Below are 26,400 nucleotides of genomic sequence, written 5' to 3'. Positions count from 1 at the left end.
TGGTGCAGGCAAAAATTATCGGTACGGAAGAGAACGGAGCCTGGCGGGTCTCACCCCTTCTCCGCTCCGTGAACATCGCGCCACACGGAGGCCCGGGAAACCGGACCCGGCCGGTCTCTCTCCTTTTCCACTCCGCGAACGTTGTGCCGCACAGTGGCCATCGGCGACCGTGCTCGCCTATTTTGCCCTTGATCGCCACTATGGGGACACGCCGGTCGACCGGGTCTCCACCCGCTGATCGGTCGAGCCGGGCACGGCCCGCCCACCGACCTACGAGGAGACGTTTTTTCGATGACCGACCTGGTGACGCTCGGCGAGAGCATGGCGCTGTTCAGCGCGCGGCGTACCGGCCCGCTCAGGCACGCCCGCGACTTCGGGCTCGGCGTGGGTGGCGCGGAGTCCAACGTGGCCATCGGTGTCTGCCGTCTCGGCGGGCGCGCGGCCTGGATCGGCAGGGTGGGCGCCGACGAGTTCGGTGAACTGCTCCGCTCGACGCTGGCCGGCGAGGGCGTCGACGTACGAGGGATGCTGGTCGATCCCGAGGCGCCCACCGGCTTGATGATCAAGAGCAGGCGCACGTCCGAGGTGGTCGACGTGCGCTACTACCGCGCGGCGAGCGCCGGGTCCCGGCTCCGCCCCGCCGATCTGGACGTCTCGCTGATCCGCTCGGCACGCGTGCTGCACGTCACCGGCATCACCCTCGCGCTGTCGGCGTCGGCCGCCGAGGCGGTGCGGGCCGCGATCGCCGAGGCCCGTGACGCGGGCGTGACCGTGTCGATGGACATCAACTACCGCCGGGCCCTGTGGACGCCCGCCGAGGCGTCCGCCGCGCTGCGCGAGACCGTCGCCGCCGTGGACGTCCTGTTCGCCACCGAGGCCGAGGCCGGGCTGATCGTCGAGGGTGACGACCCGCTCCCCCTGGCCCGTGCCCTGTCGGATCTGGGCCCGCGCCACGTCCTCATCAAGCGCGGCGCCCTCGGCGCGATCGAGCTCTCCGACGGCGCCGTACGGCACGCGGAGCCGCACCGGGTCGCCGAGCTCGATCCGGTGGGCGCCGGGGACGCCTTCGCCGCCGGCTGGATCGCCGAGACCCTCGCCGGGGCGACCTCCGAGCGGCGCCTCGCCACCGCCTCCGCCGCCGGGGCCTTCGCGGTGACCGCCGACGGCGACTGGGAGAGCCTCCCCCGCCGCGCCGACCTCGACCTGCTCCGCCCGTCCGACGGGGTCAGCCGCTGACCGTTGCCGATCGAGAACGCCGCCGTCCGGCTGTCACGGCGCGGAGAGCAGGTCGCGCAGGCCGCGGCACTCGCGGATGACCTGGGTGGAGCCCTTGCGCCCGGCGACCGCCGTGACCTCGGGGATCTCGCCGGTCGCCTTCACCCGCCGGGCCACCTGCCGGGCGAAGGCGAGGAAATCGACCAGCTCCCTGGGGGGCCGCCCGCCCGAGACGGCCAGCAGGCCGGGCAGGGCGGCGGCGATCATGGCCCACGCCTCGCGGTGGGTGCCCACGCAGACGGCGTCCTCCATGATCGTCCGAAACGTGGAGATCGAGAGCCAGGACCGGCGTACCCGCTCCCCGAACTCCGTGCCCATCTGGGCGGCGGGCAGGTCCCCGGTGGCCAGGAGGTACCGTACGGCCCGGCGCCGGTACACCGACATGCTCAGGGCGAGCCGTTCCACCAGCAGCAGGGCGGTCGCCTGCCCGACCGGTCCCTGCGCGCAGGCGAGATCGGTGAGCCGCGGCCCGTCGACGAGGCCACCGGTCCAGTCGCTGCGGAACCGGAGCGGGACCATGTGCGCGGCGATCACCTCGCGGTGGGACGGCATGACCCCCGGCCACCAGCCGATCAACTTGCCGTGATGGCCGCGTCCCTTCTCCAGGAACCGGGGCGGCGAGACCAGGAGTTCGGCGATCAGCGACGTCGCGGCACGGACCGTCCGCTCACCGGCCGACGTTCCCGCCTCCTCGTCCGCACGGTCGCCCGGGGTGATGTCGCCCGGGGTGATGTCGCTCGGCATGATGGAGGCCACCGCCAGGGTCTGCCACGCCTGGAGAGCCTCCTTCGGCTCGCGCTCGTCGAGCCAGTGCCCGGCAGGATCCTCCGCGAGCATCCACCCCGGCTCCGCGCCGGGAGAGCAGAACCGGCGGACGGTCACCACCGGATCGGGCAACCCGCTCCCCGCCAGCCGGCGAGCGGTCTCGCGCCCGGCCGCCGAGGTCAGCACGGCGGCCCGGGTCACCGTACCGGAGTCGGTGGTCCTGGGCAGCCGGAGCAGCGCCTGCGCCAGATCGGCCGGGAGCGGCTCCACACCCGCCCGCTCCAGCTCCTCGATCCGGGCGACCAGTTCCACGGGGTCGAGGTGGCCGGTGGAGAGGGTGGGCGTGGCCAGCAGCAGCGGCGGCAGGACGCCCTCCTTGAGAGCGACGAGGATCTCCGCGTGACGGCGCAGCACGAGCCACTCCGGCGCGCAGACCTCATCCCTGCCGGGAAGCCTCGTCCACGGTGACTCCGGTCGCACGTCGGCGGGGAGACCGAACCCGGTCTCCAGGTGCTCCGCGCCGGGATCGACGAACTCCGCCACGATCGCGGCGCCCCAGCACTCGGGACTCGTCCAGCTGCCGTGCGCCGGCGGCCTCTCGGAGTGTGCCGCCAGCGCGTCCCGGAGCCCATCGGGATCTCCGGCGGCGAGGCGTACGAACCCTCCGAGAAACCCCTCGGCCTCGGCCCAGTCCTTCTTCCCGAACAGGGCGGCCACCTGCTGGGGCGTCCGCGGCACCGGGAACGCCGTGGCGGGCGGCGGCGCGGGAAGCGTGTCGGGGACGAAGGGCTCCTCCGGCTCGGGCTCGGGCTCGGGTTCCTCCTGGAGATCTCCGCCGAAGGCCCCGACCAGCCTGTTGGACAGGTCGGCGGGAAGCCGACCGGCCGCATCCCGTACGGTCTCGGCGCCGAGCGGGCCGAAGGCCGCCGCGTGCCCGACCAGCAGGCGCACGACCCGCTCCTGGACGGCGGGCGCCTCGTGGCCGAGCGCCAACGCCAGGGCCGGCGACAGTTCGTCGGCCCGTTCCGGCTCCCGCCGGAGGAACCGGTCCAGCCAGGCCAGCCCGGACCGGACCAGTCCGCTCTCCGCGCGGAACAGCAGGCCGGACAGGGCCTCGCTCACGTCGTCGGGGTCGAGGTCGTTCGCATTGTCCCTGGGGAGGGAGTCCAGGTGGCGCAGGTGCCTGAGCGACAGTTCGGCCACCGGCCCCGGCGCCACCGGCAGCAGCCGCAGGTAGTCACCGGCGCGGGAGGCCACCTCGGCGGGAGACGGTTCGAGCAGTTCGTGCAGGCGGGCGAAGAACCGCAGGTCGGTCGCGCCGCCCCCGCGCAGGAACCGGCCCACGCAGCCCTCCAGCAACGCCTCCCGGCTCACCCTTCCCTCGGCGGCCAGGGTGCGCAGCGCGCCCAGCCACGACTTGGCGGCGAGCGGGTCGGCCCGCTCCTCGCGCAGCTCGCGGCCCACCCCCTGCGCCTGGAAGAGTCTGGGCAGCAGCACGTCGAGCAGCGGGTCCTCACGCAGCCGCTCCGTGGTCGGCGGCGTGCCGGCCCAGGCGACCACGAGCGGGTCGTGCTCGGGCGGCGTCACGCCGGTGCGGCCCAGCAGTGCCAGGGTGAGCGGCAGGTTCCGGTCGCGTGGATCGCCCTCCCAGCGCTCGCGCCGGACGCGCACCCGGAGCGCGAGCCGTACGGCGAGATCGGCCTGCCATCCGGCGGGGCGCGCGGCGACCGCCTGGAGCACCGGCTCGACGAGGTCGTCGGACCGCCCACGGCATTCGAAGTCGCGCCGGTTGAGCCAGGCGACCACGGCCGCCGCACCGGGGAGCGTGCCCGCCCCCGCGACCAGCATCGGGTCGATCCAGGCATCGCCATCGAACGGGGGCGGAAACGCTCTGTGGTACTCCCGATTGTTCTTGGGACCCTCCCAGGTGCCCTCCATGTCGCCGCCCCAGCCGAGGGTCTCCGCCCACCGGTGGTGGATCTCGTGCTCGGGCACCCCGCGTTCGCGGGCGAACCGCTTGTACGCCTCCCCTCGGGCCAGCCGGAACCGGTTGTACTCCTCCCCGTACTCACGCAGCCGCCGTTCCACCTCCCGGCGGGCCCCCTGGATGTGACCCGGTAGCTCCCGGGCCACCTTTCTCCGCCCGGCGTCGTCAAGGGCGGCGACCCTGGTCGCGACCTTGAAAGCATCGCCGGTGCCGATGAGGTCGCGGACCTCTTCCCACACGGTCATGACGGCATCTCCCGAGAACCGGTCCGGATCGCCCGGACGTAAGCGTGCGGCGCCTTCGCCATGAGGGACATTAGGCAGCACCCCGGACAGAAACCGGCCGTTGGAGCTCCGGCGGACAGAAGATCAGTCGCTGGGCGGACACCGCCTCCCCCCGGAGGCGGACGCGCTCCGGACGGAGGGGCGTCCCGGTTACCCGTCGCCCGTTTCCCGGGAGTCGATCGCACCGGCGGCTGTGGGCCGCATCGCACGCCGGGCCTACGGTTCGAACAGCACCAGAGGATGCCGCCGGGCCAGCTCCAGCACCACGCGGCACACCTCTCCGGCGCGTGGGAAGACCGCGTCCATCAGCACGAACTCCTCCCCCACGATCAGCGGTGCGGACCATGGCGAGACCGCGTAGTTCTCGGCGGTCAGGTCCGGGAAGAGCGAGGTCAGCTCCTCGTAGAAGGCCGCCGTCTCCGGGCGCGGCTCACCGGGCACGGCGTCGCTCCGGCTCCAGACGAGATACCTGTGAAGCGCCTCCTGCGCGGTGATCGGTTCGGCCCCGAGCCAGACTCCGAGTTCAAAACTCACGCCACGTCCTCGCACTCGCCCCGGTCATCCGGCTGTCGGATCATATGTGCCCGACGGACGCCCGGTACTCCTCCCCGGAGTCGGACCGTCGCGGCTTTCGGCGTGGGATCGCCCTTCCCACCGGCCGGTGAGGCGCCCGCGACTTCCCGTATGGAGGAAGGCCGGTCGGCGACCTGGCGGAGCCGGCCCGGTCGCGCCGGATCCCGCCGGTCGACGGCGGCGGTGCGGGCCCAAGGCACCGGCAGACTATCTTTGGAAAAAAAGGGGGGTCCCGCCATGACCGACAAGCCCATCCTGCAGCCCGGCCCCGATCACCCGATCACGATCGAGGCGACCCCGGCCCGGGTCGTCGTCTCGGTGGCCGGCCGGGTGGTCGCCGACTCTCAGCGGGCGCTGACCCTGCGTGAGGCGACATACCCGCCGGTGCAGTACATCCCGATCGCCGATGTCGACCGCTCGCTGCTGGAGCGGACCGGCACCGCCACCTACTGCCCGTACAAGGGCGCCGCGAGCTACTACACCGTCACGGTGGACGGGAAGCGGTCGGTGGACGCGGTGTGGTTCTACGAGTCGCCGCACCCGGCCGTCGCCGAGATCAAGGATCACGTCGCCTTCTATCCCGACCGGGTCGACTCCATCGTCGAAGAGACGACCGGCTGAGACCCGGGGACACCCGTCCCGCCGAGGGCACGACCGGCCGACCACGAGCTTCCGAATTCCGTCGTGGTCGGCGTCGTCGATCGGGGTGACCGCCCGGCGCCGGGCACCGCATGGAGGCTAGGGACGCCTGCGGTGGACGAGAAGGCGGTGCGACTCCTGCATCTCCTCCGGCAGTTCGTCCGGCGCGAACCATCTCGCCTCCAGGATCTCGAAATCGTCGATTTCGAGCGTGCCACCGGCGAACTCGGCCTCGTACGCCACCTCCAGGCGCAGCTTGTAGCCGCTCTTCAGCCGGACGAGCTCTCCGACGCGGACCTTCAGCCCGGTCTCCTCCCGCACCTCGCGGCAGACCGTGTCCTCGAAGGTCTCCGAGCTGTTCGCGCAGCCGGTCGGCAGCCCCCACTGCCTGCCCTCCGGCCAGAAGCGGTGCTTCAGCAGAAGCACGTTGCCGTCCGCGTCACGTACGACCCCGGTCACCCCGACCGTGAACTTGGCGTGCCGGAGCCAGAGGATGCGCCACTGGAGCGAGCCGTTGACGAGCCTCCAGAGCCGGACGATCAGCTTCTTCACTATGGGTCCATCCGCGGGTCGGCGCCTGTCTGAAGATCGGACGCTACCGGGGAACGGCGGCATGGCACCTTGGTTTCGGCTTTTGACGCCTCTCGGCGGCGGGGCACACCGCGTCCGGCGCCGCCCTGCCGCGATGATCGTGATCACCCCGGGTCCGCACGACACTAGACTTGGATTGTTCGTTCTCTTGTATCGTTCGTGTTTATGACGGTAGATTTGGCGCCATGACCGCACCCAGGACTCCGAACACCGCCGAGGAACTGCGCGGGGCAGGCCTGCGGGTGACGGCCGCCCGCGTCGCGCTGCTCGAAACCGTCCGGGACGGTGACCACCTCGGCGTCGAGGCGATCGCCTCCGGGGTGCGCGATCGCGTGGGCCATATCTCCCTTCAAGCTGTGTACGAGGCCCTGCACGCGCTCACCGCGGCGGGACTCGTACGCCGCATCGAACCGGGCGACAGCCCGGCCCTGTTCGAGGGACGCGTCGGAGACAACCACCACCATGTCGTGTGCCGATCGTGCGGCGCCGTCGCCGACGTCGACTGCGCGGCCGGGGAGGCGCCCTGTCTGACCGCGTCCAACGACCACGGCTTCTCGATCGACGAGGCCGAGGTCATCTACTGGGGCCTGTGCCCCGACTGTTCCACCGCTCGTAGTTCCTGAGCACAGTGATCTTCTTACTTCAGAAGGATTCCATGTCTGAGAACCATGACGCAATCGTCGTAGACGCGAAGACGGACGGCGAAGGTGGCTGCCCGGTCGCGCACCAGCGCGCCCCGCACCCGACTCAGGGTGGCGGAAACCACCAGTGGTGGCCGGAGCGGCTCAACCTGAAGATCCTCGCCAAGAACCCCGCCGTCTCCAACCCGCTCGGCGAGGAGTTCGACTACGCCGAGGCGTTCAAGAGCCTCGACCTCGCGGTCGTGAAACAGGACATCGCGGAGGTGCTGAAGACCTCGCAGGACTGGTGGCCGGCCGACTACGGCAACTACGGCCCGTTCATGGTCCGGATGGCCTGGCACAGCGCGGGCACCTACCGGATCAGCGACGGCCGCGGCGGCGCCGGGGCCGGCCAGCAGCGCTTCGCGCCGCTCAACAGCTGGCCGGACAATGTGAACCTCGACAAGGCCCGCCGTCTGCTCTGGCCGGTCAAGAAGAAGTACGGCCAGAAGCTCTCCTGGGCCGACCTCATGATCCTCGCCGGCAACGTCGCCCTGGAGACGATGGGTTTCAAGACCTTCGGCTTCGCCGGCGGTCGCGCGGACGTCTGGGAGCCTGACGAGGACGTCTACTGGGGTCCCGAGTCCACCTGGCTCGACGACCAGCGCTACACCGGCGACCGGGAGCTGGAGAACCCCCTCGGCGCGGTCCAGATGGGCCTCATCTACGTCAACCCGGAGGGCCCGAACGGCAACCCGGACCCGCTCGCCTCGGCTCGCGACATCCGCGAGACGTTCCGCCGGATGGCGATGAACGACGAGGAGACGGTCGCCCTGATCGCCGGCGGTCACACCTTCGGCAAGACCCACGGCGCGGGCCCGGCGGACCACGTCGGCGTCGACCCCGAGGCCGCGCCCATCGAGCAGCAGGGTCTCGGCTGGAAGAACACCTACGGCACCGGCAAGGGTGGCGACACGATCGGCAGCGGTCTGGAGGTCACCTGGACCTCGACGCCGACGAAGTGGTCCAACAACTTCTTCTGGAACCTGTTCGGCTACGACTGGGAGCTGACCAAGAGCCCGGCCGGCGCGCACCAGTGGCGGCCGAAGCACGGCGCCGGTCAGGACTCGGTGCCCGACGCCCACGACCCGTCGAAGCGTCACGCGCCGGCCATGCTGACCAGCGACCTCGCACTCCGGTTCGACCCGATCTACGGCCCGATCTCGCGGCGTTTCTACGAGAACCCCGACGAGTTCGCGGATGCCTTCGCCCGCGCGTGGTTCAAGCTGACCCACCGCGACATGGGCCCGGTCGCGCGCTACCTCGGCCCGGAGGTCCCGGCCGAGACGCTGCTGTGGCAGGACCCCCTCCCCGCGGTGACGCACGAGCTCGTCGACGCCGCGGACATCGCCTCCCTCAAGGAGCGGATCCTCGCCTCGGGCCTGTCGGTGTCCCAGCTGGTGTTCGCCGCGTGGGCGTCGGCCTCGTCCTTCCGCGGCAGCGACAAGCGCGGCGGCGCCAACGGTGCGCGCATCCGTCTTGAGCCGCAGAACGGCTGGGAGGTCAACGACCCCGACCAGCTCGCGACGGTGCTGCGCACCCTGGAGGGGATCCAGGCGGAGTTCAACGCCGCGCAGAGCGGCGGCAAGCAGGTCTCGCTCGCCGACCTGATCGTGCTCGCCGGTGCCGCTGCCGTCGAGCGGGCCGCCAAGGACGCCGGCTTCGACGTCCAGGTCCCCTTCACGCCGGGCCGCGTGGACGCGACGCAGGAGCAGACCGACGTGGAGTCGTTCGCCGCGATGGAGCCGTCCGCCGACGGGTTCCGCAACCACCTCGGCAAGGGCAACCGGCTGCCGGCCGAGTTCCTGCTGCTCGACCGGGCGAACCTGCTGACCCTGAGCGCCCCGGAGATGACGGTCCTCGTCGGTGGCCTCCGCGTCCTGGGCGCGAACCACCAGCAGTCGTCGCTCGGCGTCCTCACCGCGACCCCCGGATCCCTGACCAACGACTTCTTCGTCAACCTGCTCGACATGGGCACGACGTGGAAGGCGACGTCCGAGGACGCGAACACCTTCGAGGGTCGCGACACCGCCACCGGCGAGGTCAGGTGGACCGGCAGCCGCGCCGACCTCGTCTTCGGGTCGAACTCCGAGCTGCGCGCGCTCGCGGAGGTCTACGCGAGCGACGACGCGAAGGAGAAGTTCGTGACCGACTTCGTCGCGGCGTGGGACAAGGTGATGAACCTGGACCGGTTCGACCTCGTCTGATCATGTGACGTCCAGGTCGGCCCGCGCGGGCCGACCTGGACGTCCTCCGCTACGTCGAGAGGACGATGGTCAAGCAGGAGGGCTGCGAACCATGTCCGGGAAACGATGACGTTCCCGCTCTATGACAGTCGCCGTGAACGGAATGGGATTTGACGCGCTCCCCGGTCTGAAGGCCGGGGATTCAGCCCGTGCCGCGCGTTCACGCGGCACCTGTAGCAGGATGCGAGTGGGTCAGCCGGCGATGCCGATGACCCGGTCCCAGGCGCCCTTCCATTCGATGTTCTGGTAGACGAAGTACTGGTTCTGGCCGTTGCCGTACTCGGGATACTGAGAGTTGGCGTCGATGGTGTCGACCGACCAGTAGTACGCGAAGCGGTTGTTGGGGTTGGTGGACTGGAAGGCCATGTCCTGGAAGTAGGCGTACCGCAACCGGACGGCGGCCGTGATCAGGTTGTTCTCGCGAGGGTCGCTGTTGGCGGTGAAGCCGGTGGCGAAGTTGATGGTGGTCACCCGCGGACCGGCGCCGCGGAAGCGCAGACCGAAGATCTGGTCGGATTTTCCGCCGGTGGGCGACCACATCAGGGTGTCCTTCTTGGTCACCTTGTACGTGCCCGGCGGGAAGTAGATCTCCTTCTTCACTACGCCATTGGTCCGGCCGGCGATCGCTGCGGTGACCGCGGCCTTGATGGCGTCGGAGTCATCGGTGACGCCGTCCCCCTTGGCGCCGTAATCCTTGACATCCACGATGAACACCGACGGGTCGGTGTTGGCAGCGGCCGGTTCGGCGGCCCACAGCGACATCGCACCCACGCCGGTGGCGGCCAGGCCTCCCACCAGCGCGCGGCGGCTGAACCTGCCGCCGTGCTCGTCCCTTTCGTTTTCGGACATGCTGACATCGCTCCTTGACTGAGGGGTTCATGATCGCGACCAAAGCTAGACCCCGCCCATTTGATCGGCAACCCCCAATATGCATTTACGGACAAACCGATTCCGAGTGCCGCATTGAGTGGGTTTATGACAAACAGGTATACAAACTGACAAATATCTGAAACAGGCGCTACATTCGTAGGTCTTGAGGGAGAGGGACACCGCGTCGTCGATGGTGGCCGACCGGTGCCCGGGTCTCGGGACACCGGGGCGACGACACTCCCCCGGAAAACCGGTCGCCTCTCCGAGCTTGAGCGCCCTAGCGTGGCGGGATGTCCGAACTGCATACCGATCGCCTCCTGCTCCGCCACTGGCGGGAGTCCGACCTGGATCCCTGGGCGGCGCTGAACGCCGATCCCGAGGTTCGAGAACACTTCCCGGACCTGCTGACACGTGAGCAGAGTGCCGCTTCGATCGCGCGCTTCCAGGCCGGACTCGACCGGCGGGGCCATGGGTGGTGGGCGGTGGAGGTCCTGGCGACCGGTGCGTTCATCGGCTTCACCGGCCTGGATCCGGCGGACGAGGGCATGCCGTTCACCGGGGTGGAGATCGGCTGGCGGCTGGCTCGCTCGGCGTGGGGCCACGGCTATGCCACCGAGGCCGCCCTGGCCTGTCTGGACTTCGGTTTCAAGACCCTGGAACTACCGGAGATCGTCGCCATCACGACCACCACCAACCTGCGCTCCCAGGCGGTGATGCGCCGGATCGGCATGACCCGCGACCCGGCCGCTGACTTCGACCACCCGAACGTGCCCGCCGGGCCGCTACGCCGGCACGTGCTGTACCGGATTCACCGGTGAACAGCCCGTACGGCACCCGGTGGACACCTTCGGAGTCGGGCCGCGAGGAGTCTGGGTGCAGAAATTAGCGGTAGCAACGATCATGGACAACTACCGCAGATAGTGAATGATTATCTGCGGTAGCGTGGATGCTGTCCTGGGAGAACACCCCGCCCTGGCGGCGGTGACTCCATACGCTTATCTGCGATAGACCCCGAAGGGGCTCATGGCGAACGTGCACCGCCTCCGTCCGGCAGCCGACGCGCCCGCGATCGGCGTCGCCGCGGCGGCGTTCCTGGGGACCATCGCCGTTGCCAACACCGCCAAGGCCTACGCCATCGCGCTGCGTGCCCTGACCGCCGAGTTCGGCGAGCAGGCTCCGCTGGCCGAACTCGAGGGAGAAGCAGGCGCCGACCAGGTGGCCGCCTGGTTCACCGGCCGCTGGGGCGGCGCGGCCGCCGCGACCTTCAACGCCCGCCTGGACGCGCTCGGCTCGGCTTGCGCGTGGTGGCGCGACCAGCACTGGCTGGCCGGTGACCCGTTGCGCCGCATCCGCCGCCGCGTCCGCGCCCCCGACCGCACCCGCACTCTGGCCCGCGCCGATGTCGAGACGCTGCTTATCCTGCCGCGCCTGGCCTTGCGCGAGCGCACCCTGTTCCGGCTGCTGTACGAGAGCGCCGCCCGCGCCCAGGAGGCCCTGGCCCTCGACGTCGACGAGCTGGACCTGCGGAACCGGCGGGCACGGGTTCGGCGCAAAGGCGGCGCCGTCGACGTCATCGTGTGGCGCACCGCCACCGCACGGCTGCTGCCCCGCCTGCTGGACGGCCGCCGCACCGGACCGGTCTTCCTCACCGGCCGCCGGGCCCGGGTCGAGCTGCCGCCCGGCGACCTCGACCCTGCCTCCGGCCAGGCCCGGCTGTCCTACCGGCGCGCCGCCGAACTCTTCGAGAACGCCACCACCGACCTGCCCGGCGGGCCCTACACGCTCCACCAGCTCCGCCATTCCGCGCTCACGCACGCCGCCGAAGACGGTGCGAACACCTCCACCCTGCTCGCCTTCTCCGGCCACACCTCGGTCGCCTCGCTGGCGCGTTACGCCCAGGTCTCGCCTGAGGCGCTGGCCCGCTGGCAGGAAGGCCGCGACCCGGCGTCCCGCCGACGCTGAAGCCGGGTTGGTGTTCGGAGGGGAAGGGCCGGGTGGTCAGCCGGCCAGGGTCACGGTGACGTCGCCGCCTTGGAGCTTGGTCAGCTGTTCGGTGGTGGCCTGGTAGGTGCCGAGGTGGATGACCTGGTCGGAGTGGCCGATGCCAGCGGTGTTGTAGTAGAAGCCGATGTTGCCCCACGGCACGAAGTAGATGAGGTCGCCGTCTTCCGGGTCCGATCCCGGAGAGCCGGTGGTGTCGAGCTTGCGCGGGAGGTAGCCGATCTTCTCGCGGCCGCTGAACTCCTCCAGGGTCAGGGTGAGCGGGAGCATCGACAGGAAGTCGCGGGTGGCGGCGTTGTCGGCGCCGATGACCACGTCCACGGAGACGCCGCGCGCGGTGAAGCGGCATCCGATCAGAGGAACCGCTGAATTCCCGTGCCGCCGAAAGCTGTCGGCGCAGACCGCAGGGAGCATCAACGATGAATACGAAGTCTGATACCGCCGGACAGGCGATGACACCGGCATCCGCGGGGCGGACCTTCGCGCGCCGTGGCCTGATCAAGCGGGCCGGCGCCGGTGCCGCCGTCCTCGGTGTGCTTTTCGCAACAGGCTGGACTTCGGCCGTCCAGGCCACCACGCCCTCGGCGTCGATGGCTCATACAACGCCGGACCTGCCGCCTGGGGACACGTCCAACGGTGCGGACAACTTCTACACCAGCGACAAGGTAAAGGTGCAGAAGGTCTCCTTCAAGAACCAGTACCGGATGAATGTCGCGGGCAACCTGTTCGTCCCCAAGAATCTGAATCGCCGCGCGAAGAATCCGGCGATGGTGGTCGGACATCCCATGGGTGCGGTCAAGGAGCAGAGCGCAAACCTGTATGCCACGAAGATGGCCGAGCAGGGGTTCGTCACCATGTCTCTTGATCTGTCGTTCTGGGGCAAGAGTGACGGCCAGCCTCGCAACGCTGTCTCGCCGGACATCTATGCCGAGGACTTCAGTGCCGCGGTGGACTTCCTGCGCACCCGGGCCTTCGTCGACAAGGAGCGGATCGGTGCGATCGGGGCCTGCGGCAGCGGGAGCTTCGTCATCGGTGCAGCCAAGATCGATCCGCGCATCAAAGCCGTCGCGACGGTCAGCATGTACGACATGGGCGCCGCCAACCGCGACGGGCTCAGGCATTCCGTCACCCTCGAGCAGCGGAAGGACATCCTCAAGCAGGCAGCGCAACGGCGCGACGTGGAGTTCGCGGGTGGTCAAACCGCATACACCGGCGGAACGCCTGAACAGATCAATGACAACTCGACTCCGGTCGAGCGTGAGTTCTATGACTTCTACCGCACCGCCAGGGGATACAGCCCGAACACCACGACGCATCCCACGCTCACCAGCAACATCAAGTTCATGAACTTCTACCCGTTCGCCGACATCGAGACGATCTCTCCCCGCCCGATGCTCTTCATCACGGGCGAGAAGGCGCATTCCAGGGAGTTCAGCGAAGAGGCCTACCGGCTTGCCGGTAAAGCCAAGGAACTGGTGATCGTTCCCGGTGTCGGTCACGTGGATCTCTACGATCGCGTCAACCTCATCCCCTTCGACAAGTTGACCACGTTCTTCCGGAACAATCTGAAGTGACCCAAGTGGGAAGACGGGCCAGTACATGGTGCGCTCAGGTGGTTGGCGGCCAGGAGGTCCATGCGGCTGTCGCGGATGATGGCCGGGGCGTCGGTCATGACATCCAGCATCCGCTGCAGCCCGGGGCGCTCCTCGTGGGCGGGCGCCGGGGTCGGCGGTGGGCACTCGCGGCGCAAGCCGGGCTGGCTCCCGGCGGTGGCCGCCGGGAGCCCGGCCTGCTGCAGGGATTCTGGCGCGCCGGCCGGCGAGGAAGTCACCCGCGCGCCGGAGCCGGTTCCTGGAGTGTGCGAGCCCGAAGCGGCCGGCCGACCAGGCAAAGGAACGTCGTGACGGAGGCCATCTTCTGCCGAGGGCGGAGATGACTCCATCCGTTGCCGGAAACAGGGCTCCTGAAGAGGAGCTACGGCCACGCCGCTGAAGACGATCGTCGAAGAGGAACTCCAGGATGCAGCTGATCACCCAGCCGCCGACCAGCAAGGCCCCGGCCGAGATGTTCACCGGGGACGCCTGGTGGGATGTGATCTACCGGGGTGAGGAGCCGTCGCGGGCGCGGGCGAACATGGTCCGCTTCTCGCCCGGCGCCCGTACGGCATGGCACTCTCACGGGCTCGGCCAAAGCCTCCACATCGTGGAGGGCGTCGCGCTGATCCAGGCCCGCGGCGGGAAACTGATCGAAGCGCACCCGGGTGACATCGTGTACACCCCGCCGGGTGAGGAGCACTGGCACGGTGCCGCCCCCGACCATTTCATGATCCACCTCGCGCTGTGGGAGGGCGACGACACCACGTGGCTGGAGCACGTCAGCGACGCCGAGTACGGGGCCGCACGTTCCACCACCCGCCGGTGAGAACCGCCGCTGTGCTTCGTCTGTGCTTCGCCGACCCCACATCCCACCTTCCTAAAAGGAGATCCACATGCGTGGAGTAGTTCTGCACGCCCCGGGCGACATCCGTGTCGAGGAGCGGCCGGATCCGATGATCATCGAGCCCACGGACGCGATCATCCGCGTGACGGCGGCCTGCGTGTGCGGGTCGGACCTGTGGCCCTACCGCGGCGTGGAGAAGCTCGACGGGCCGGTCCCGATGGGGCATGAGTACGTCGGGGTCGTGGAAGAGGTCGGCAGCGAAGTCACCACGATCAAGCCGGGCCAGTTCGTGGTCGGCTCGTTCTGGGCCTCGGACAACACCTGCGAGATCTGCCGGTCGGGCTACCAGAGCGCGTGCGTCCACCGGGTGCTGATGGGCACGATCGGCACCCAGGCCGACTACGCGCGCATCCCGCTCGCCGATGGCACCCTCGTCGCGCCCCCCGGCCTCCCCGAGCCGGACCTGGTCTCGAGCCTGCTGGCCGCCTCCGACGTGCTCGGCACCGGCTGGTTCGGCGCCGTGGCCGCCCAGGCCGGCCCCGGCAAGACCGTCGCCGTCGTCGGGGACGGCGCTGTCGGGCTGTGCGCGATCCTGGCCGCCAAGCAGCTCGGCGCCGAACGCATCATCGCTATGAGCCGCCACGCCTCGCGCCAAGAGCTCGCCCGCCGGTTCGGCGCCACCGACATCGTCACCGAGCGCGGCGACGAGGGCGTGGCCGCGATCAAGGAGCTCACCGGCGGTCTGGGCGCGCACAGTGTCGTCGAGGCGGTCGGCACACAGGAGGCGATGACCCAGGCCATCGGTTCCACCCGCCCCGGCGGGCACATGGGGTTCGTCGGCGTCTCCCACGACGTCTCGCTGCCCGGCGACGAGCTGTTCTTCTCCCTCGTGCACCTGCACGGCGGACCCGCGCCCGTCCGCCAGTACCTGCCGGAACTGATCGACCTCATCTACAGCCGGCGGATCGACCCCGGCCAGATCTTCGACCTCACCCTCCCGCTCGACCAGGCCGCCGAGGCCTACCGCGCCATGGACGAACGCCGCGCCGTCAAGGCGCTCCTGCTGCCCTGACCACGAAAGAGCCACCATGCCACGCCTGCGCTTCTCCACCACGGACGCGGAGATCATCGTCACCACGGACGACAACCCCACCGCCCGGGACCTGCTCGCCCAGCTGCCGCTCACCCTTGCCTTCACCGACTTCGCCGGCAAGGAGAAGATCAGCACCCTGCCGCAGCGCCTGGCCACCGAAGGCTCCCCGGGGAGCGCGACCCGCGACGGCGCCCTCATCTACTACGCCCCGTGGGGCAACCTCGGCTTCATCTACCGCGCCGACGGCAAGCATGACGACGACGTCATCACCCTCGGCCACATCGAATCCGGCAAAGACCAGCTGGAGCGCCTCGAACGCAACCCCGTCCACGTCGAACTTCTCAATCCCCAGCTGTCCGACCCGACCATTTCCGCCAGGAGAGCACGCGATGAACCCCACCTACGACTTCGCCGGTCAGGTCGCCTTCGTCACCGGAGCCAGCTCCGGGATGGGGCTGGCCGCCGCCCGCGCCTTCGCCGAGTCCGGCGCGGCCGTCGCCCTCACCGACATCAATGAGACCGCTCTGAACCTCGCCGCCAAAGACCTGGCTGACGCCGGCCACCAGGTGCTCGCGATCGTGTGCGATGTCACCGACGAGGACCAGGTCGCCGCGGCCGTCGACCGTACCGTCGCGACCTTCGGCCGCCTTGACATGGCCTACAACAACGCCGGCATCCAGATCCCGCCCAGCGACGCCGCCGACGAGGCCATCGAGGTCTTCGACCGCGTCAACGCCATCAACCTGCGCGGCGTCTGGGCCTCCATGAAGCACGAACTACGGCACATGCGCGCCCAGGGCAGCGGCGCCATCGTCAACTGCTCCTCCCTCGGCGGCCTGGTCGGCATCCCCGGACGCGCCTCGTACCACGCCTCCAAGCACGGCGTCATCGGCCTGACCACCAGCGCCGCCCTCGAATACGCCCCACGCGGCGTGCGCATCAACGCCGTCTGCCCGGGCACCATCGACACCCCGATGGTCACCGACATGATCGCCAAAGGCGAGCTCGACCAGGCCGAGGCTGAGACCAACCAGCCCATCAACCGGCTCGGCACCGCCGAGGAGATCGCCCAGGCGGTCCTGTGGCTGTGCAGCCCTGGGGCGAGCTTTGTCGTCGGCGTCGCCCTGCCCGTCGACGGCGGCTACGTCGCCCGCTGACGACTGAGCCCGGATCGGTGCGTCATGACGACGGGGTTCGGGTGCTGTCGTGGAATTCGCCGTCCCTGTTGGGAGCTTTTGTTCCGCTGCTCATCTGCCACGCCAGGCGACGGCATCAATGTAGACTTCATCTAAGTAAGATTGATTATTACTAAGGTGGGATCGATGAAGTTCACCGGCAGGGCCTTCGATCTCGATCAACTCGACGCGCAGTTGCGGCTCGCGACAGAGGGCAGGGGAGGGACGCGCGGCCGGGCAGTGATCATCACTGGCCGCAGGCGAGTGGGCAAGTCCCGCCTGGTGCAGGAGTTCTGTGATCGTTCCGGTCTGCCGTACGTCGTCTTCCAGGCGACGAGAGGCCGTAGTCCGGTCGCGGAACGTAATGACTTCGCCGAGACCGTCGCCTGCTCCGGACTCGCAGGCGCCGAGTTCCTCCAGGGCGCCACGCCGCAGGACTGGAACCACGCCCTCCGGTCGCTGGCGCTGGCCGCAGGTGACGAGACCCCGTGCATCGTGGTTCTCGACGAGGTTCCGTGGCTGATCGAGCAGGACGGGGAGTTCGAGGGCGCCCTGCAGACGGCCTGGGACAGGTATCTCTCAGCCCGGCCGATCCTGTTGATCCTGGTCGGAAGCGACCTGTCGGTGATGGAATCCCTGCAGGAGTACGGCCGCCCCTTCTTCGGCCGGGCCGCTCACATGACGCTGAGGCCTCTTGCTCTTCAGGACGTCGCCGACATGACGGGGTTGCCCGCCGCCGACGCCGTGGACGCGCTGCTCATCACCGGCGGCTTCCCCGAGGTGGTCCGTTCATGGGAGCGCGGCATGTCCAGGATCGACTTCCTGCGCGACAGTCTCGCCAACCCGCTCTCACCTCTTCTCGCCGCCGGCGAGTTGTCCCTGCTCGGAGAATTTCCGTCGGCGACCTACGCCCGGACCGTGCTGGAGGCCATTGGAACCGGAGAACGCACCTTCAGCACGATCGCCGCCAATGTGGGAGGAACGACACCGTTGCCGTCCGGCACCCTGGCACCGATCCTCGCGAACCTGATCGCCAAGCGCGTGGTGGCGACCGACCTCCCGCTCTCCGACCGGCCCGACACCAAGAACAAGCGGTACCGGGTGGCCGACCACTATCTCCGGTTCTGGCTGGCGTTCCTGCAGCGGGCCATCGCCGACAGCGCAAGAGGCCGACCGGATCTGGCGTTGCGACGGATCGAACGTTCCTGGACAACCTGGCGAGGTCGCGCGGTGGAGCCACTCGTACGTGACTGCCTGGTCAGAATGCTTCCGGACGACGCATGGCCGGACACCGAGGCCGTGGGCGGATGGTGGAATCGGCAGAACAATCCTGAGATCGATCTCGTGGGCGCGGACCGGGAACCCGTCGCGAGCAGGGTCCACTTCGTCGGATCGATCAAATGGCTCGACGCCCGGCCGTTCGACCGCCACGACTATGACGCGCTGGTCCAGGGCTCCGCAGCCGTTCCCGGGGTGACCGCGCAGACGCCGAAAGTGGCGGTGTCGAGGTCGGGATACGAACCGGGACTTCCACTGGCCACGGCCTGGACACCGGAAGACCTGCTGGCGGCCTGGCAGCGCTAGTGCGACCGCTTAGGTCCACCGGGTCGTGGCAGGCCGTACGGCTTGCGCTGTTTGATGCCCGCCTCCACTGTCGGTACCGGCAGATGGAGGGCGCATACCGAGGTCGGCTGGATCAGCCGTTGTACGGGGCGGTGACGTCCAGGACCCAGGTGACGCCGAATCGGTCGGTGAGCATGCCGTACAGCGGCGCCCACTGCGCGGGCTCCAGCGGACGCACGATGGCCGAGCCCTCGGCGAGCCTGCCCCACAGGGCGCTGATCTCCTCGGCGTCGTCACCGCGTACGGAGACGAAGAACGGGTTCTCGCCCTGGTTCCAGGGCAGCTGCGAGGGCACGTCGTAGGCCATGACGTGAAAGCCGTTGTCGCCGGCCGCCTCGCCCCACATCACCCAGTCCGCCTCGCTCTCGTTCTGCACGTTGCCGGCGTCCTTGTAGGTGACGGTGACGGTACGTCCGCCGAAGACGGACCGGTAGAAGTCCAGCGCCTCACGTGCGGTGCCCCGGAAATTCAGGTGGGTGGTGGTCGTGACGGACATGACCTGCTCCTTGCTTCGATGTGACGAATATGGCGACCGCCGTGACCAGGGGCTATGCCTCCCGAACGGCTCGCACGCCACTATGACCGAGGTAAAGGACAGGTTGTGTCCTTTACTGCGGTCACGCGTAAACCGTCCTCCCGGCTGCTCACGCTGCTCGGCGGTTCCCAGATCCAGGCGTGGGCGTTGAGTCGAGCGGCGACGACGGCGCGGGTGATCTCGGTGGCGCAGGAACGTAGGCCCTCGTTCAGGGACGCAGCACCATGCCTGGTTCCGGTCGAGCCGCGCCGCTAGCCCGGTATCCGGGCACGCAATGCCTGGATGAACCAGTCGAGTACTCCCGTCAGGCTTTCCGGGGCCGGCCAGCCGTTGATCACTGCGAGCAGCCGAAGGTACAGCTCCCGGCGAGGGTCGTTCGCGCCCTCCAGCCGGGCCAGCAGCCGGCGCCGCAGGTCGACGTCGTCCACACAGCCGAAGACCTGCGCGTACTCAGCCGTGACCGCCGCGACGACCGGATCGGCCTGGGGTGAGACCGGGTCGATGCCGGCTGCCAGGGCCGGGCCGACCTGGTCACGGACCATCGCGGCGGAGTCGCGGCGCAGGACCGTGGTGTCACCCTGGGCACGCTCGGCCGCATGCTGCTCGACCATGCGCCGCATGACCGCGCGAAAATCCGGGTCCTGGGACAGTTCGGCCAACTCCATCCACGCCTCGACCTGCTCGGCCTCGGGATTGTCGGGCAGTTCGGGGGTCATCGAGCGCTTGATCCCCGCGAATCCGGCGTCGGCGTCCAGACCGCCGAAGGCGGTGTCGAGGAAATCACCGATCAGACGTCGACGTTCGTCCTCGGAAAGCCTGGCCAGCTGGTGCATGAGATCCATCTCCTCAGGGGTGGACCCGCGCCTGGCCACCGCCGTCAGCACCGCGCGCCGCAGGCGTAGCACCCGGATCTGCGCCGCCAGTGCTTCGGCGTGCGCTGCGGCGACCTCGGGAAGCGAGATCTCCCGGTTCACGACCCTCCGGATCGTGGGAAGGTCCAGTCCCAGGTCACGCAGCGTCCGCAGCAGGTCCAAGCGTGCGACGGCGTCGAGGCCGTAGAGGCGGTGACCGGCCGGGTTGCGGTCGGTCGGCGGCACGATCCCGCGGTCGGAGTAGAACCGAATGGCCTTGACCGTCAGCCCGGTCCGCCGGGCCAGATCACCGATCGAGTAGAGCGTGTCACCGTTCATGCCCTCACCCTCGCGCCTCCCCCTACGGGAGACGCAAACCCGTTCGCCGGCCGGACGGAACCGGTCGACTCACCGGCCAAGCTCCCCTGCGTCGGCGCCTCGTGGAAGGGTGCCGTTCGATTCCCGACAGCCGACGGACAGGGCTGCCCTGCCTGTGCGAGGCAGGGCAGCCGTGGAACTGTCGCGGTGACGACGCCGGGGCGACGAGGAGCGATCCACCGGCCCTCATGCCGAGCGGCGGTCCGCGCTGTCGGATCGTCGGTCGCGGACCTGCTGGAGTTCGGCGTTGATGCGCAGGGCTTCGGCGAGCTGGTCTTCCAAGATGATGATGCGGCAGGCGGCCTCCAGGGCGGTGCCCTGGTCGACCAGTTCACGTGCGCGGGCAGCCAGGCGTAGCTGGTAGCGCGAGTAGCGGCGGTGACCGCCCTCGGAGCGCTGCGGCTCGATCAGTCTGGCGGTGCCCAGGTTGCGCAGGAACGCCGGGGTGACGCCGAGGATCTCGGCGGCACGGCCCATGCTGTAGGCGGGATAGTCCTCATCGTCGAACCGGTGACCGGAGATGTCACTCGGTGTGGCGGGGAGCCCGTCGGCCCTTCCCGCGGTGTCGGCTCTGTCGGCCGTTTCAGCCTTGTCGGCGGTGTCGCGGAGCCGGGGCTCTGAGCGGACGGCCGACGCCATCAGTGTTCGATCCATACAGCCTTCCCATAATGCCAACAGGGGCCCCGGCGCCATGATGCGCCGGGGCCCGCGAGGTTCAACACCATCTACCGGCCCTGGGGCCGACCTGTTTCTTCCGCATTGGCCGCCCGATGGGGGCGGGGATGCGGGGATCGCGTATGCGTGACCGTAGACCACCTTCCAATCTGTGGGACTGCGGTACCCGTGTGGCGGAACATCAGCCGACAACGGGCGATCCTGATGGCGTTCAACACTCCTTTCGCTATCTCTTGCTTCCTTGACCTCATGCATCACGTGCCGCAGCTGCGCGTCCACGGCTGGAACCCTTCGCCTGCGCTGGTCCCGGCACGTCCGACGTTGGTACTTCTTCACTGCGTTGGCAGCGCGTCCACGGTCGAGACCCTTCAACTACTTCGGTCCCGGCACGTCCGACCTTCTGCCCGTCTTTCTGCGTCGTCTACTGCTATCCACACTCGTCCGGGCAGTTCGTCGTGATGCCTACGTCCTGCTCTGCCCTCGTGGATCCGTTCCTTGCGATGTCAGAAACTCTACCCCCACCCAACACTGATGTCTACTCCGGTCACTACAGATTTTCGGTTCCGGAGAAGTGAGGACTGAGCTTTCATGCCCTGAGGAGCAGGTCAGCGGCGAGACACGGCCCAGGCGTGGATGGTCTGGGCGGTCTCGTCGGTGAGGTCGGAGTCGGACAGCTCGTCGAGAGCGATCCACCGGCAGGACTCGTGCTCGCCGGACAGGACGATGGGGTTCGCCTCGCCGGAAAGGGCGGCAGCGCGAGGTCGAGTCGCCGGATGGTCGCGAGCACGACCTCCACAGACCCCCCGACCGGTTGACCGATCGGGGGCCCGAAATAACGAAAGGGACGAAGTGCTATCCCTATTAAGGAGCGGCCGAAAATAGGTTGATCCCGGCAATCAGCTCAGGTGGTCGAAGTCTCCTACCTTCACGCCGCCGACGAAGGACCGCCACTGGGCGGGGGTGAAGAGCAGCTTGGCGCCGTCGGGGTCCTTGCTGTCACGAACCGCGACCGCACCGGGCAGGTTGGCGGCGACCTCGACACACTGAGCGCCGTTGTCTCCGGAGAGCGACGACTTCCGCCATACAGCGGCACTCAGATCCATTCCCGATCTCCTTCCGGTGGACGGTCTTCGGACTTTCCGAGGAGGTCAGATCAGGCGGTCGAAGTCGCCGGACTTGATGCCACCGACGAAGGACCGCCACTGGGCGGGGGTGAAGAGCAGCTTCGCGCCATCGGGGTCCTTGCTGTCGCGGACCGCAACCGTACCGGGCAGATTGGCAGCGACCTCAACACACTGGCCACCATTCGGACCAGAAAGCGATGACTTGCGCCACACTGCATTACTCAGGTCCATCCCTGCCTCGCTTCCTCGATCATTTTGAGGGACATGTGTTCAGGATAAGCCCATCGTCGTATCGCCTCATACTGACTTTTGACGGAAACTACGAATTCGTACTCGGTAGTAACCTGCCCCTGAACCGAGGAATCCGCATGGATGGTGTCCGGCTGGCCGCCCGGTAGTTCGGCGATCATGAAAGCGCCAGACATACCCGCTATGCACTGCGGATCGACAACTTGTATGGAGATGGTCGGTCGCTTAGCCATCTCCAGCAGGTGATCAAACTGTTCGCGCATTACTTCTATGCTTCCAACCCTGCGATGCAGCACTCCTTCGTCGATAAGAGCTGTGAACAGGGGGGAATCTTCTTTATCGAGGACTTCTCTGCGTTGCATACGCGCCTGCACACGCTCCTCCAACTCGTCAGGAGCGATCCTGGCGCTATAGCTGAGCACGTGCCGAGCGTAGGACTCGATCTGGAGGAGGCCAGGGACGAGCAGCGGATCCCATGAACGCATGGTGATGGCGAATGGCTCGACCTCCTTGGTCCAGCTCATGAACCAGACCGGGCCTCCATGGCGGGCGACGATGTACTCGCGCAGGTCCACAAAGTACGTACTGCCGTCGGTGCCGAAGAGGGCATCCAGGCGCTCGGCGTCGGACTTGGACGGAGTGCGGGTGGCACTCTCCAGGCGGCTTATCTGGGTCTGGGTGCAGCCGAGGCGTCTGCCCACGGCGCTCTGGGAGAGCTGGGCGGCCTCGCGCAGACGGCGCATCTCGGCGCCGAAGCGCGCACGGGGGGAGCCCGGGTCCGGGGGGATCTCGTCGCTCATCGCATTCCTCCTGAAATAGAGAAAAACGGATTTTTTGTTATAGCGGCGATTCCAGGCCCTGGTATGAGGAAACCCTCACCCGACATTCCAGAGCATCCACCGGGGTGCCAATCCAGCCATGAATCCACCTGCCACGCGGGCAATCTAATCACACGTCTTCTCGGTTCGACAGGACGAAAAAGAAAGCATCCTCATACCTTTAAATCAGGGACGAGAACGAGTGATGAACGATCAGAACGGTGACCTTTCGCGCCTTGGTCGCACTCGCCGGGGGCATCCGGAGGACCGGAGCGTGACGGCGGTCGAGCGGCGCGCGCGATTTGTTCATCTGACCCGGCTCAGCTGGGATCTGCACGGTCTCGGGGTGTGCACCTCGCTGATCCTTCCGGTGGCCGGGCAGCCGATTCTGGAGATCCGGTCGGCGACGGGCACGGCACTGGTCAGGATCACGGTCGTCCGGCGCTACTGCGGCTGGGCGTTCGTCTGGCGGCCCTGGTGGGCGCGGCTCTGGCAGCGCGGGGAATGGGTCTGGGCGGAGGCCGACAACGCGGCCGACATGATCATGTCGGCGGTGACCGCATGAGATCCGAGCGGGAGGCAACAGAGAAAGAGGACGGCTGCCTCGGCCACCACGGCAACGGAGCCTCGAAAACGCCGGGGGAAGAGGAAGACTGCCCCGAACGCCACGGTGACAGGGTTCCGAAAAAGCCAGGGGAAGAAGACAGCCACCTCGGACATCGCGGTGACGGGACTTCGACGATGCTCGGGGAGGACGACGAACCTCCCACGATGCCGGGGGCGGGTGGGCCGTACAGCGCGTGGCGGAAGGTCTTTCCCGGGCGGGTGGCGGCCGTATCGGAGGTGCGGAGCTGGGCACGGGACCTGCTGGCCGGCCGGGTGGCGGTCCCGGTGCTCGACGACGTACTGCTCCTGCTGAGCGAACTGGCCGCCAACGCGGTGACCCACTCCGACTCGGGGCGCACAAAGGACGGGCGGATGACCGTCTACCTGGCCCGGACCACCACGATGGTCCACGTGGAGGTCACCGACGACGGCTCCGTCACGAGCGCGCCCGCCGTACGCGTACCGGAGACCAACGACGGCGGGCGGGGGTTGTGGCTGGTCGACCTGCTCGCCGCCGAGTGGGGCTCCCACCACGACGGAGCGAACAGATCAGTCTGGTTTCAGGTCACGGGGTAGTCTCCGCCATCGGCACCCAGGCGGCGCCGCCGTCCGCCGGGGCCGACCCTCAGGAACGGGCCAGGGTGAAGCGCCCGCTCCCGTTCTTCTGGATCACTATCACGGCGTGGGAGCCGGTCACGGTCGGTGTGATGGTGATGCGCTCGGCCATGCCCGGTCCCCGGGCGAAGGCGCCCTTCGCGTCCGCTCTCGGTCTCGCCCACTTGGACGCGCTGGGCGCCATCGTGAAGATGTCGAGATCCTGACCGTCGAGGGGGGTGACGGTGAAACTCACCGGCTTGCCCGTCGTGAGGTCCGCGGTGCGGATCTCGACGATGTCGGCCGATTCCATGGACAGCTCGGTGGAGGTCGCCGGCGCGAGCGAGCCCTCCGACTCGGCGAACTCGACGAGGTAGGAATCGCTGTCGAGCGCGCTCGCGTTGTGGACGTGGGGGAAGTAGTTCTTCGGACCGGATGTGGCGTCGACGGCGACGAAGTCCGGCTTGTCGTTTCCGGTCTGCTTGCTCGAGACCCCGTTCGTGTGCGACTGATCCTTGAAGAGGCTCACGTGGACGTCTCGCGTGGGAGACTCGACCAGGAGCGCAGCCACCACCGACCAGGTGGGCCGTGCGGTGGTGAGGGAGTAGTCGCCGGACGGCAAGGGCGGGCGGTTGAGCTCGACCCTGTCCAGCAGCGGTTCGAAGAACTCTGGATCGATGGTGTTCTGATAGAAGGCGGCCAGCGCCTCATGCTTTCCCGCCGGGGTCGGTATCCCCGCCAGCAGGGCGTTCTTGAACTCGCTGACGGTGTTCGGCCTGCTCGCCGCGACGACGGAGGCGACCTTCTCCGGGCCCTCGGAGGAGAGGTCCCAGTAGACCTCGTTCCTCGGGTCACCGTCGGCGATGTCCATCAGCGCGCCGGCCACCCGGCCCTCGATGTCGGGTCCCGTCGCTCCTCCCCATTCGGGGGTGTCCCAGGTGGCGTTCTCCAGGTCGACCGACGCGTCCAGCGGCCCCCAGCGCCGGTGAGTCTCCCCGTAGGCCTGGACCGCCAACCAGGTGGCCCACCCCTCCGTCCAGGCACATCCCTCCGAGGTCACCTGGTTCATCCAGCGCTGACCGCCGCACGAGGGGGCCGGCGGGTACGCGTCGGCATAGGCGTAGTCCATGATGAAGTGGCCGACCTCGTGGGCCACGGTCATTTTCGCGAGGTGATCCGTCGCGCTCATGATGATGTGGTCGGGCTCGGAGCAGCTCGAAACGCAGTTGTTGAAGACGGCGTACGGGACCGTGAAGTCGGGGGCCCACCTGATCGGTATCGAGCGGCAGGGTGAGGCGCCGGCGACCCAGCAGCCGCCCGGGTTCCCGGTCCAGCCGGTGTACGCCTTCCACGCGGTGTGCGCGGCCGTGAAGATCCGGAACGTGCCCTCGTCCGTGCTACCGGGCGTGGGGAGGTAGTCGACGATCTCCCTGTCGCCCCGCTCGACATCCGGGACGACGGGCGTCTGGAACGTGTAGAGGGCCTTGTTCCTCGGGTCCTGGACCGACCAGTAGTCGTTGAAGGACAGACCCGTCACGTAGACGTCCTGACCACCGCTCTCGTCGCTGTCGTCTCCGTCGAAGCACAGCTCGTAGTCGCCCTGGTCGTCGGTCTCGCCTCTGGCGAGCACGTCGTCACCCCCTTCGGCGTCCCGGTCCATGACGTGCAGCCTGAGCCGGGGAACGCCCTGGACGGTCCCTTCGACCGTCAGGTGCGCGACCGTGCCCTGCACACAGGTGTCCGCCTCCGTCGCGTCCACCGCCGCGTCCACCGCCGCGGGCGTCTCGGAGGGCGGAGGGGCGAGGGTCACGGTCGCGGGTCGCGCCATGCCGAAGAAAGACTTCTCCTTCCCGACGGTGACGTAGGCCAGCGCCTCGTTGCCCGGGCCGGGCCGCCCGTCCGTGACGTGGACGTTGACGGCGGCCGGGCCGGGCGCGGTGGCCGTCACCGTGCCGACGTAACGCGTCTGCTCGTTCTTCCTCATCGGGCCGGTACGGCTCGCACGGTCCAGGTGGCTGCGCCCGATCGTCGCGGGGCCCCGGCTCGTTCCCGAGGGCGGGCTCACCCAACGCAGGTTCTCGGGCAGGTCCATCAGGACCCGCACGTTCGCCGCCTTCTCCTTCGAGGTGACCGTGACGCTCAGCGTGGCGGTCTGCCCCACGGCCGGGGCCCGGTCGAGGGTGGCGGTGACGGCGAAGCAGTCGCCGGGCACGCACCGCTTCGCGGCGGCGGGTTCGGGTCCGGTCTCCGCGTGGGCGATCGCCCCTCCGGCGGAGAGGCCGGTGGCCACGAGCACCACCGCCAGTAGTCGATGCAGCATTGACGAATC

General features: G+C 68.7%; 27 protein-coding genes. 14 read left to right on the top strand and 13 right to left on the bottom strand.

Annotation, left to right across the window (positions count from 1 at the left end):
- The first annotated feature begins 291 nt into the window (after positions 1-291).
- Positions 292-1,236 carry a sugar kinase gene (locus IG98_RS0115285; RefSeq protein ID WP_030911897.1) on the top strand — a complete coding sequence of 315 codons (945 nt, stop codon included), beginning with the start codon at positions 292-294 and terminating at the stop codon, positions 1,234-1,236.
- A gap of 33 nt (positions 1,237-1,269) precedes the next feature.
- Here the strand turns inward: IG98_RS0115285 and IG98_RS0115280 are convergent, their stop codons facing one another.
- The gene (locus IG98_RS0115280; protein ID WP_030911894.1) at positions 1,270-4,272 is read right to left on the bottom strand and encodes a DUF6493 family protein; all 3,003 of its coding nucleotides are present in this window, start codon (positions 4,270-4,272) and stop codon (positions 1,270-1,272) included.
- 255 nt (positions 4,273-4,527) lie between these two features.
- Positions 4,528-4,845, bottom strand: coding sequence for a hypothetical protein (locus tag IG98_RS0115275; protein ID WP_030911891.1), 318 nt, complete (start codon positions 4,843-4,845; stop codon positions 4,528-4,530).
- 276 nt (positions 4,846-5,121) lie between these two features.
- On the opposite strand from IG98_RS0115275, the gene IG98_RS0115270 reads away from it, so the two are divergent.
- Positions 5,122-5,505 carry a DUF427 domain-containing protein gene (locus tag IG98_RS0115270; RefSeq protein ID WP_030911888.1) on the top strand — a complete coding sequence of 128 codons (384 nt, stop codon included), beginning with the start codon at positions 5,122-5,124 and terminating at the stop codon, positions 5,503-5,505.
- Between the two features lie 117 nt (positions 5,506-5,622).
- On the opposite strand, the gene IG98_RS0115265 is transcribed toward IG98_RS0115270, so the two are convergent.
- On the bottom strand, positions 5,623-6,075 hold the full coding sequence (locus IG98_RS0115265; protein WP_030911885.1) for an NUDIX domain-containing protein: 453 nt from the start codon (positions 6,073-6,075) through the stop codon (positions 5,623-5,625).
- Positions 6,076-6,299: 224 nt separating this feature from the next.
- Here IG98_RS0115265 and IG98_RS0115260 point away from each other — a divergent pair, with 224 nt between their 5' ends.
- Together IG98_RS0115260 and katG are read left to right on the top strand one after the other, a co-directional pair.
- The gene (locus IG98_RS0115260; protein WP_030911883.1) at positions 6,300-6,737 is read left to right on the top strand and encodes a Fur family transcriptional regulator; all 438 of its coding nucleotides are present in this window, start codon (positions 6,300-6,302) and stop codon (positions 6,735-6,737) included.
- 32 nt (positions 6,738-6,769) lie between these two features.
- Complete coding sequence (katG, locus tag IG98_RS0115255) at positions 6,770-9,001, top strand: catalase/peroxidase HPI (protein WP_030911880.1); 2,232 nt, start codon at positions 6,770-6,772, stop codon at positions 8,999-9,001.
- A 231-nt stretch (positions 9,002-9,232) separates the two neighbouring features.
- Here katG and IG98_RS0115250 read toward each other — a convergent pair whose 3' ends face one another.
- Entirely contained in the window at positions 9,233-9,889 is a 657-nt protein-coding gene (locus IG98_RS0115250) for a glycosyl hydrolase family 28-related protein (RefSeq protein ID WP_030911877.1), read from the bottom strand.
- A 311-nt stretch (positions 9,890-10,200) separates the two neighbouring features.
- Here IG98_RS0115250 and IG98_RS0115245 point away from each other — a divergent pair, with 311 nt between their 5' ends.
- Together IG98_RS0115245 and IG98_RS0115240 are read left to right on the top strand one after the other, a co-directional pair.
- The gene (locus IG98_RS0115245; RefSeq protein WP_030911874.1) at positions 10,201-10,728 is read left to right on the top strand and encodes a GNAT family N-acetyltransferase; all 528 of its coding nucleotides are present in this window, start codon (positions 10,201-10,203) and stop codon (positions 10,726-10,728) included.
- A 205-nt stretch (positions 10,729-10,933) separates the two neighbouring features.
- On the top strand, positions 10,934-11,872 hold the full coding sequence (locus IG98_RS0115240) for a tyrosine-type recombinase/integrase (RefSeq protein ID WP_030911871.1): 939 nt from the start codon (positions 10,934-10,936) through the stop codon (positions 11,870-11,872).
- A gap of 36 nt (positions 11,873-11,908) precedes the next feature.
- Here IG98_RS0115240 and IG98_RS0115235 read toward each other — a convergent pair whose 3' ends face one another.
- A complete protein-coding gene (locus tag IG98_RS0115235) occupies positions 11,909-12,232 on the bottom strand; it encodes a cyclophilin-like fold protein (RefSeq protein ID WP_030911867.1) in 324 nt (107 codons plus the stop codon).
- A 98-nt stretch (positions 12,233-12,330) separates the two neighbouring features.
- On the opposite strand from IG98_RS0115235, the gene IG98_RS0115230 reads away from it, so the two are divergent.
- A complete protein-coding gene (locus IG98_RS0115230; protein ID WP_245651570.1) occupies positions 12,331-13,485 on the top strand; it encodes an alpha/beta hydrolase in 1,155 nt (384 codons plus the stop codon).
- Here the strand turns inward: IG98_RS0115230 and IG98_RS54280 are convergent.
- A complete protein-coding gene (locus tag IG98_RS54280) occupies positions 13,419-13,853 on the bottom strand; it encodes an MmyB family transcriptional regulator (protein WP_169750118.1) in 435 nt (144 codons plus the stop codon). The two genes, IG98_RS0115230 and IG98_RS54280, sit on opposite strands and share 67 nt — an antisense overlap.
- Before the next feature lie 77 nt (positions 13,854-13,930).
- Here IG98_RS54280 and IG98_RS0115225 point away from each other — a divergent pair, with 77 nt between their 5' ends.
- The 5 genes from IG98_RS0115225 (at position 13,931) to IG98_RS0115205 (ending at position 18,202) form a co-directional block, all read left to right on the top strand.
- The gene (locus tag IG98_RS0115225; protein WP_030911861.1) at positions 13,931-14,332 is read left to right on the top strand and encodes a (R)-mandelonitrile lyase; all 402 of its coding nucleotides are present in this window, start codon (positions 13,931-13,933) and stop codon (positions 14,330-14,332) included.
- A gap of 67 nt (positions 14,333-14,399) precedes the next feature.
- Positions 14,400-15,422: a zinc-dependent alcohol dehydrogenase family protein gene (locus IG98_RS0115220; protein ID WP_030911858.1), complete on the top strand. Its 1,023-nt coding sequence runs from the start codon at positions 14,400-14,402 to the stop codon at positions 15,420-15,422.
- A 16-nt stretch (positions 15,423-15,438) separates the two neighbouring features.
- Positions 15,439-15,960 carry a cyclophilin-like fold protein gene (locus IG98_RS53330; RefSeq protein WP_245651568.1) on the top strand — a complete coding sequence of 174 codons (522 nt, stop codon included), beginning with the start codon at positions 15,439-15,441 and terminating at the stop codon, positions 15,958-15,960.
- Entirely contained in the window at positions 15,893-16,600 is a 708-nt protein-coding gene (locus IG98_RS0115210) for an SDR family NAD(P)-dependent oxidoreductase (protein WP_245651582.1), read from the top strand. Before IG98_RS53330 ends, IG98_RS0115210 begins: the two co-directional genes overlap by 68 nt.
- A gap of 165 nt (positions 16,601-16,765) precedes the next feature.
- Entirely contained in the window at positions 16,766-18,202 is a 1,437-nt protein-coding gene (locus IG98_RS0115205) for an ATP-binding protein (RefSeq protein WP_030911847.1), read from the top strand.
- Positions 18,203-18,314: 112 nt separating this feature from the next.
- Here IG98_RS0115205 and IG98_RS0115200 read toward each other — a convergent pair whose 3' ends face one another.
- From IG98_RS0115200 to IG98_RS44925, 6 genes are all read right to left on the bottom strand, one after another.
- Positions 18,315-18,737: a VOC family protein gene (locus IG98_RS0115200; RefSeq protein WP_030911844.1), complete on the bottom strand. Its 423-nt coding sequence runs from the start codon at positions 18,735-18,737 to the stop codon at positions 18,315-18,317.
- Between the two features lie 290 nt (positions 18,738-19,027).
- On the bottom strand, positions 19,028-19,966 hold the full coding sequence (locus IG98_RS0115195; protein WP_030911841.1) for a MerR family transcriptional regulator: 939 nt from the start codon (positions 19,964-19,966) through the stop codon (positions 19,028-19,030).
- A gap of 225 nt (positions 19,967-20,191) precedes the next feature.
- Positions 20,192-20,482 (bottom strand): MerR family transcriptional regulator, encoded by a 291-nt coding sequence (locus tag IG98_RS53325; protein WP_245651581.1) that lies wholly within the window; start codon positions 20,480-20,482, stop codon positions 20,192-20,194.
- Between the two features lie 1,094 nt (positions 20,483-21,576).
- The gene (locus tag IG98_RS0115185; protein ID WP_030911835.1) at positions 21,577-21,783 is read right to left on the bottom strand and encodes a DUF397 domain-containing protein; all 207 of its coding nucleotides are present in this window, start codon (positions 21,781-21,783) and stop codon (positions 21,577-21,579) included.
- 45 nt (positions 21,784-21,828) lie between these two features.
- The gene (locus IG98_RS0115180) at positions 21,829-22,035 is read right to left on the bottom strand and encodes a DUF397 domain-containing protein (protein WP_030911832.1); all 207 of its coding nucleotides are present in this window, start codon (positions 22,033-22,035) and stop codon (positions 21,829-21,831) included.
- Positions 22,026-22,853 carry a helix-turn-helix domain-containing protein gene (locus IG98_RS44925; RefSeq protein WP_037970390.1) on the bottom strand — a complete coding sequence of 276 codons (828 nt, stop codon included), beginning with the start codon at positions 22,851-22,853 and terminating at the stop codon, positions 22,026-22,028. The genes IG98_RS0115180 and IG98_RS44925 overlap by 10 nt, the downstream gene beginning before the upstream one ends.
- 292 nt (positions 22,854-23,145) lie before the next feature.
- Between IG98_RS44925 and IG98_RS0115170 the strand changes: the two genes are divergently transcribed.
- Both IG98_RS0115170 and IG98_RS48685 read left to right on the top strand, forming a co-directional pair.
- Positions 23,146-23,436, top strand: a complete 291-nt coding sequence (locus IG98_RS0115170; protein ID WP_030911829.1) for a hypothetical protein — start codon at positions 23,146-23,148, stop codon at positions 23,434-23,436.
- A 176-nt stretch (positions 23,437-23,612) separates the two neighbouring features.
- Positions 23,613-24,053 carry an ATP-binding protein gene (locus tag IG98_RS48685; protein ID WP_051752125.1) on the top strand — a complete coding sequence of 147 codons (441 nt, stop codon included), beginning with the start codon at positions 23,613-23,615 and terminating at the stop codon, positions 24,051-24,053.
- Between the two features lie 49 nt (positions 24,054-24,102).
- Here IG98_RS48685 and IG98_RS0115160 read toward each other — a convergent pair whose 3' ends face one another.
- Entirely contained in the window at positions 24,103-26,391 is a 2,289-nt protein-coding gene (locus tag IG98_RS0115160; RefSeq protein WP_030911822.1) for a hypothetical protein, read from the bottom strand.
- Positions 26,392-26,400: the final 9 nt, after the last annotated feature.

The sequence above is a fragment of the Streptosporangium amethystogenes genome, from assembly GCF_000721075.1.
Classification (GTDB): Bacteria; Actinomycetota; Actinomycetes; order Streptosporangiales; family Streptosporangiaceae; genus Streptosporangium; species Streptosporangium amethystogenes.
This window is presented reverse-complemented; position numbering and strand designations above follow the sequence as displayed.

Excerpts from the sequence above, each read along its gene's own strand:
- IG98_RS0115285 (WP_030911897.1), top strand. The coding sequence starts at position 292 with ATGACCGACCTGGTGACGCTCGGCGAGAGCATGGCGCTGTTCAGCGCG.
- IG98_RS0115280 (WP_030911894.1), bottom strand. The coding sequence starts at position 4,272 with ATGACCGTGTGGGAAGAGGTCCGCGACCTCATCGGCACCGGCGATGCT.
- IG98_RS0115270 (WP_030911888.1), top strand. The coding sequence starts at position 5,122 with ATGACCGACAAGCCCATCCTGCAGCCCGGCCCCGATCACCCGATCACG.
- IG98_RS0115260 (WP_030911883.1), top strand. The coding sequence starts at position 6,300 with ATGACCGCACCCAGGACTCCGAACACCGCCGAGGAACTGCGCGGGGCA.
- katG (WP_030911880.1), top strand. The coding sequence starts at position 6,770 with ATGTCTGAGAACCATGACGCAATCGTCGTAGACGCGAAGACGGACGGC.
- IG98_RS0115250 (WP_030911877.1), bottom strand. The coding sequence starts at position 9,889 with ATGTCCGAAAACGAAAGGGACGAGCACGGCGGCAGGTTCAGCCGCCGC.
- IG98_RS0115245 (WP_030911874.1), top strand. The coding sequence starts at position 10,201 with ATGTCCGAACTGCATACCGATCGCCTCCTGCTCCGCCACTGGCGGGAG.
- IG98_RS0115240 (WP_030911871.1), top strand. The coding sequence starts at position 10,934 with ATGGCGAACGTGCACCGCCTCCGTCCGGCAGCCGACGCGCCCGCGATC.
- IG98_RS0115230 (WP_245651570.1), top strand. The coding sequence starts at position 12,331 with ATGAATACGAAGTCTGATACCGCCGGACAGGCGATGACACCGGCATCC.
- IG98_RS54280 (WP_169750118.1), bottom strand. The coding sequence starts at position 13,853 with ATGGAGTCATCTCCGCCCTCGGCAGAAGATGGCCTCCGTCACGACGTT.
- IG98_RS0115225 (WP_030911861.1), top strand. The coding sequence starts at position 13,931 with ATGCAGCTGATCACCCAGCCGCCGACCAGCAAGGCCCCGGCCGAGATG.
- IG98_RS0115220 (WP_030911858.1), top strand. The coding sequence starts at position 14,400 with ATGCGTGGAGTAGTTCTGCACGCCCCGGGCGACATCCGTGTCGAGGAG.
- IG98_RS53330 (WP_245651568.1), top strand. The coding sequence starts at position 15,439 with ATGCCACGCCTGCGCTTCTCCACCACGGACGCGGAGATCATCGTCACC.
- IG98_RS0115210 (WP_245651582.1), top strand. The coding sequence starts at position 15,893 with ATGGGGCTGGCCGCCGCCCGCGCCTTCGCCGAGTCCGGCGCGGCCGTC.
- IG98_RS0115205 (WP_030911847.1), top strand. The coding sequence starts at position 16,766 with ATGAAGTTCACCGGCAGGGCCTTCGATCTCGATCAACTCGACGCGCAG.
- IG98_RS0115200 (WP_030911844.1), bottom strand. The coding sequence starts at position 18,737 with ATGTCCGTCACGACCACCACCCACCTGAATTTCCGGGGCACCGCACGT.
- IG98_RS0115195 (WP_030911841.1), bottom strand. The coding sequence starts at position 19,966 with ATGAACGGTGACACGCTCTACTCGATCGGTGATCTGGCCCGGCGGACC.
- IG98_RS53325 (WP_245651581.1), bottom strand. The coding sequence starts at position 20,482 with ATGGGCCGTGCCGCCGAGATCCTCGGCGTCACCCCGGCGTTCCTGCGC.
- IG98_RS0115185 (WP_030911835.1), bottom strand. The coding sequence starts at position 21,783 with ATGGATCTGAGTGCCGCTGTATGGCGGAAGTCGTCGCTCTCCGGAGAC.
- IG98_RS0115180 (WP_030911832.1), bottom strand. The coding sequence starts at position 22,035 with ATGGACCTGAGTAATGCAGTGTGGCGCAAGTCATCGCTTTCTGGTCCG.
- IG98_RS44925 (WP_037970390.1), bottom strand. The coding sequence starts at position 22,853 with ATGAGCGACGAGATCCCCCCGGACCCGGGCTCCCCCCGTGCGCGCTTC.
- IG98_RS48685 (WP_051752125.1), top strand. The coding sequence starts at position 23,613 with ATGCTCGGGGAGGACGACGAACCTCCCACGATGCCGGGGGCGGGTGGG.
- IG98_RS0115160 (WP_030911822.1), bottom strand. The coding sequence starts at position 26,391 with ATGCTGCATCGACTACTGGCGGTGGTGCTCGTGGCCACCGGCCTCTCC.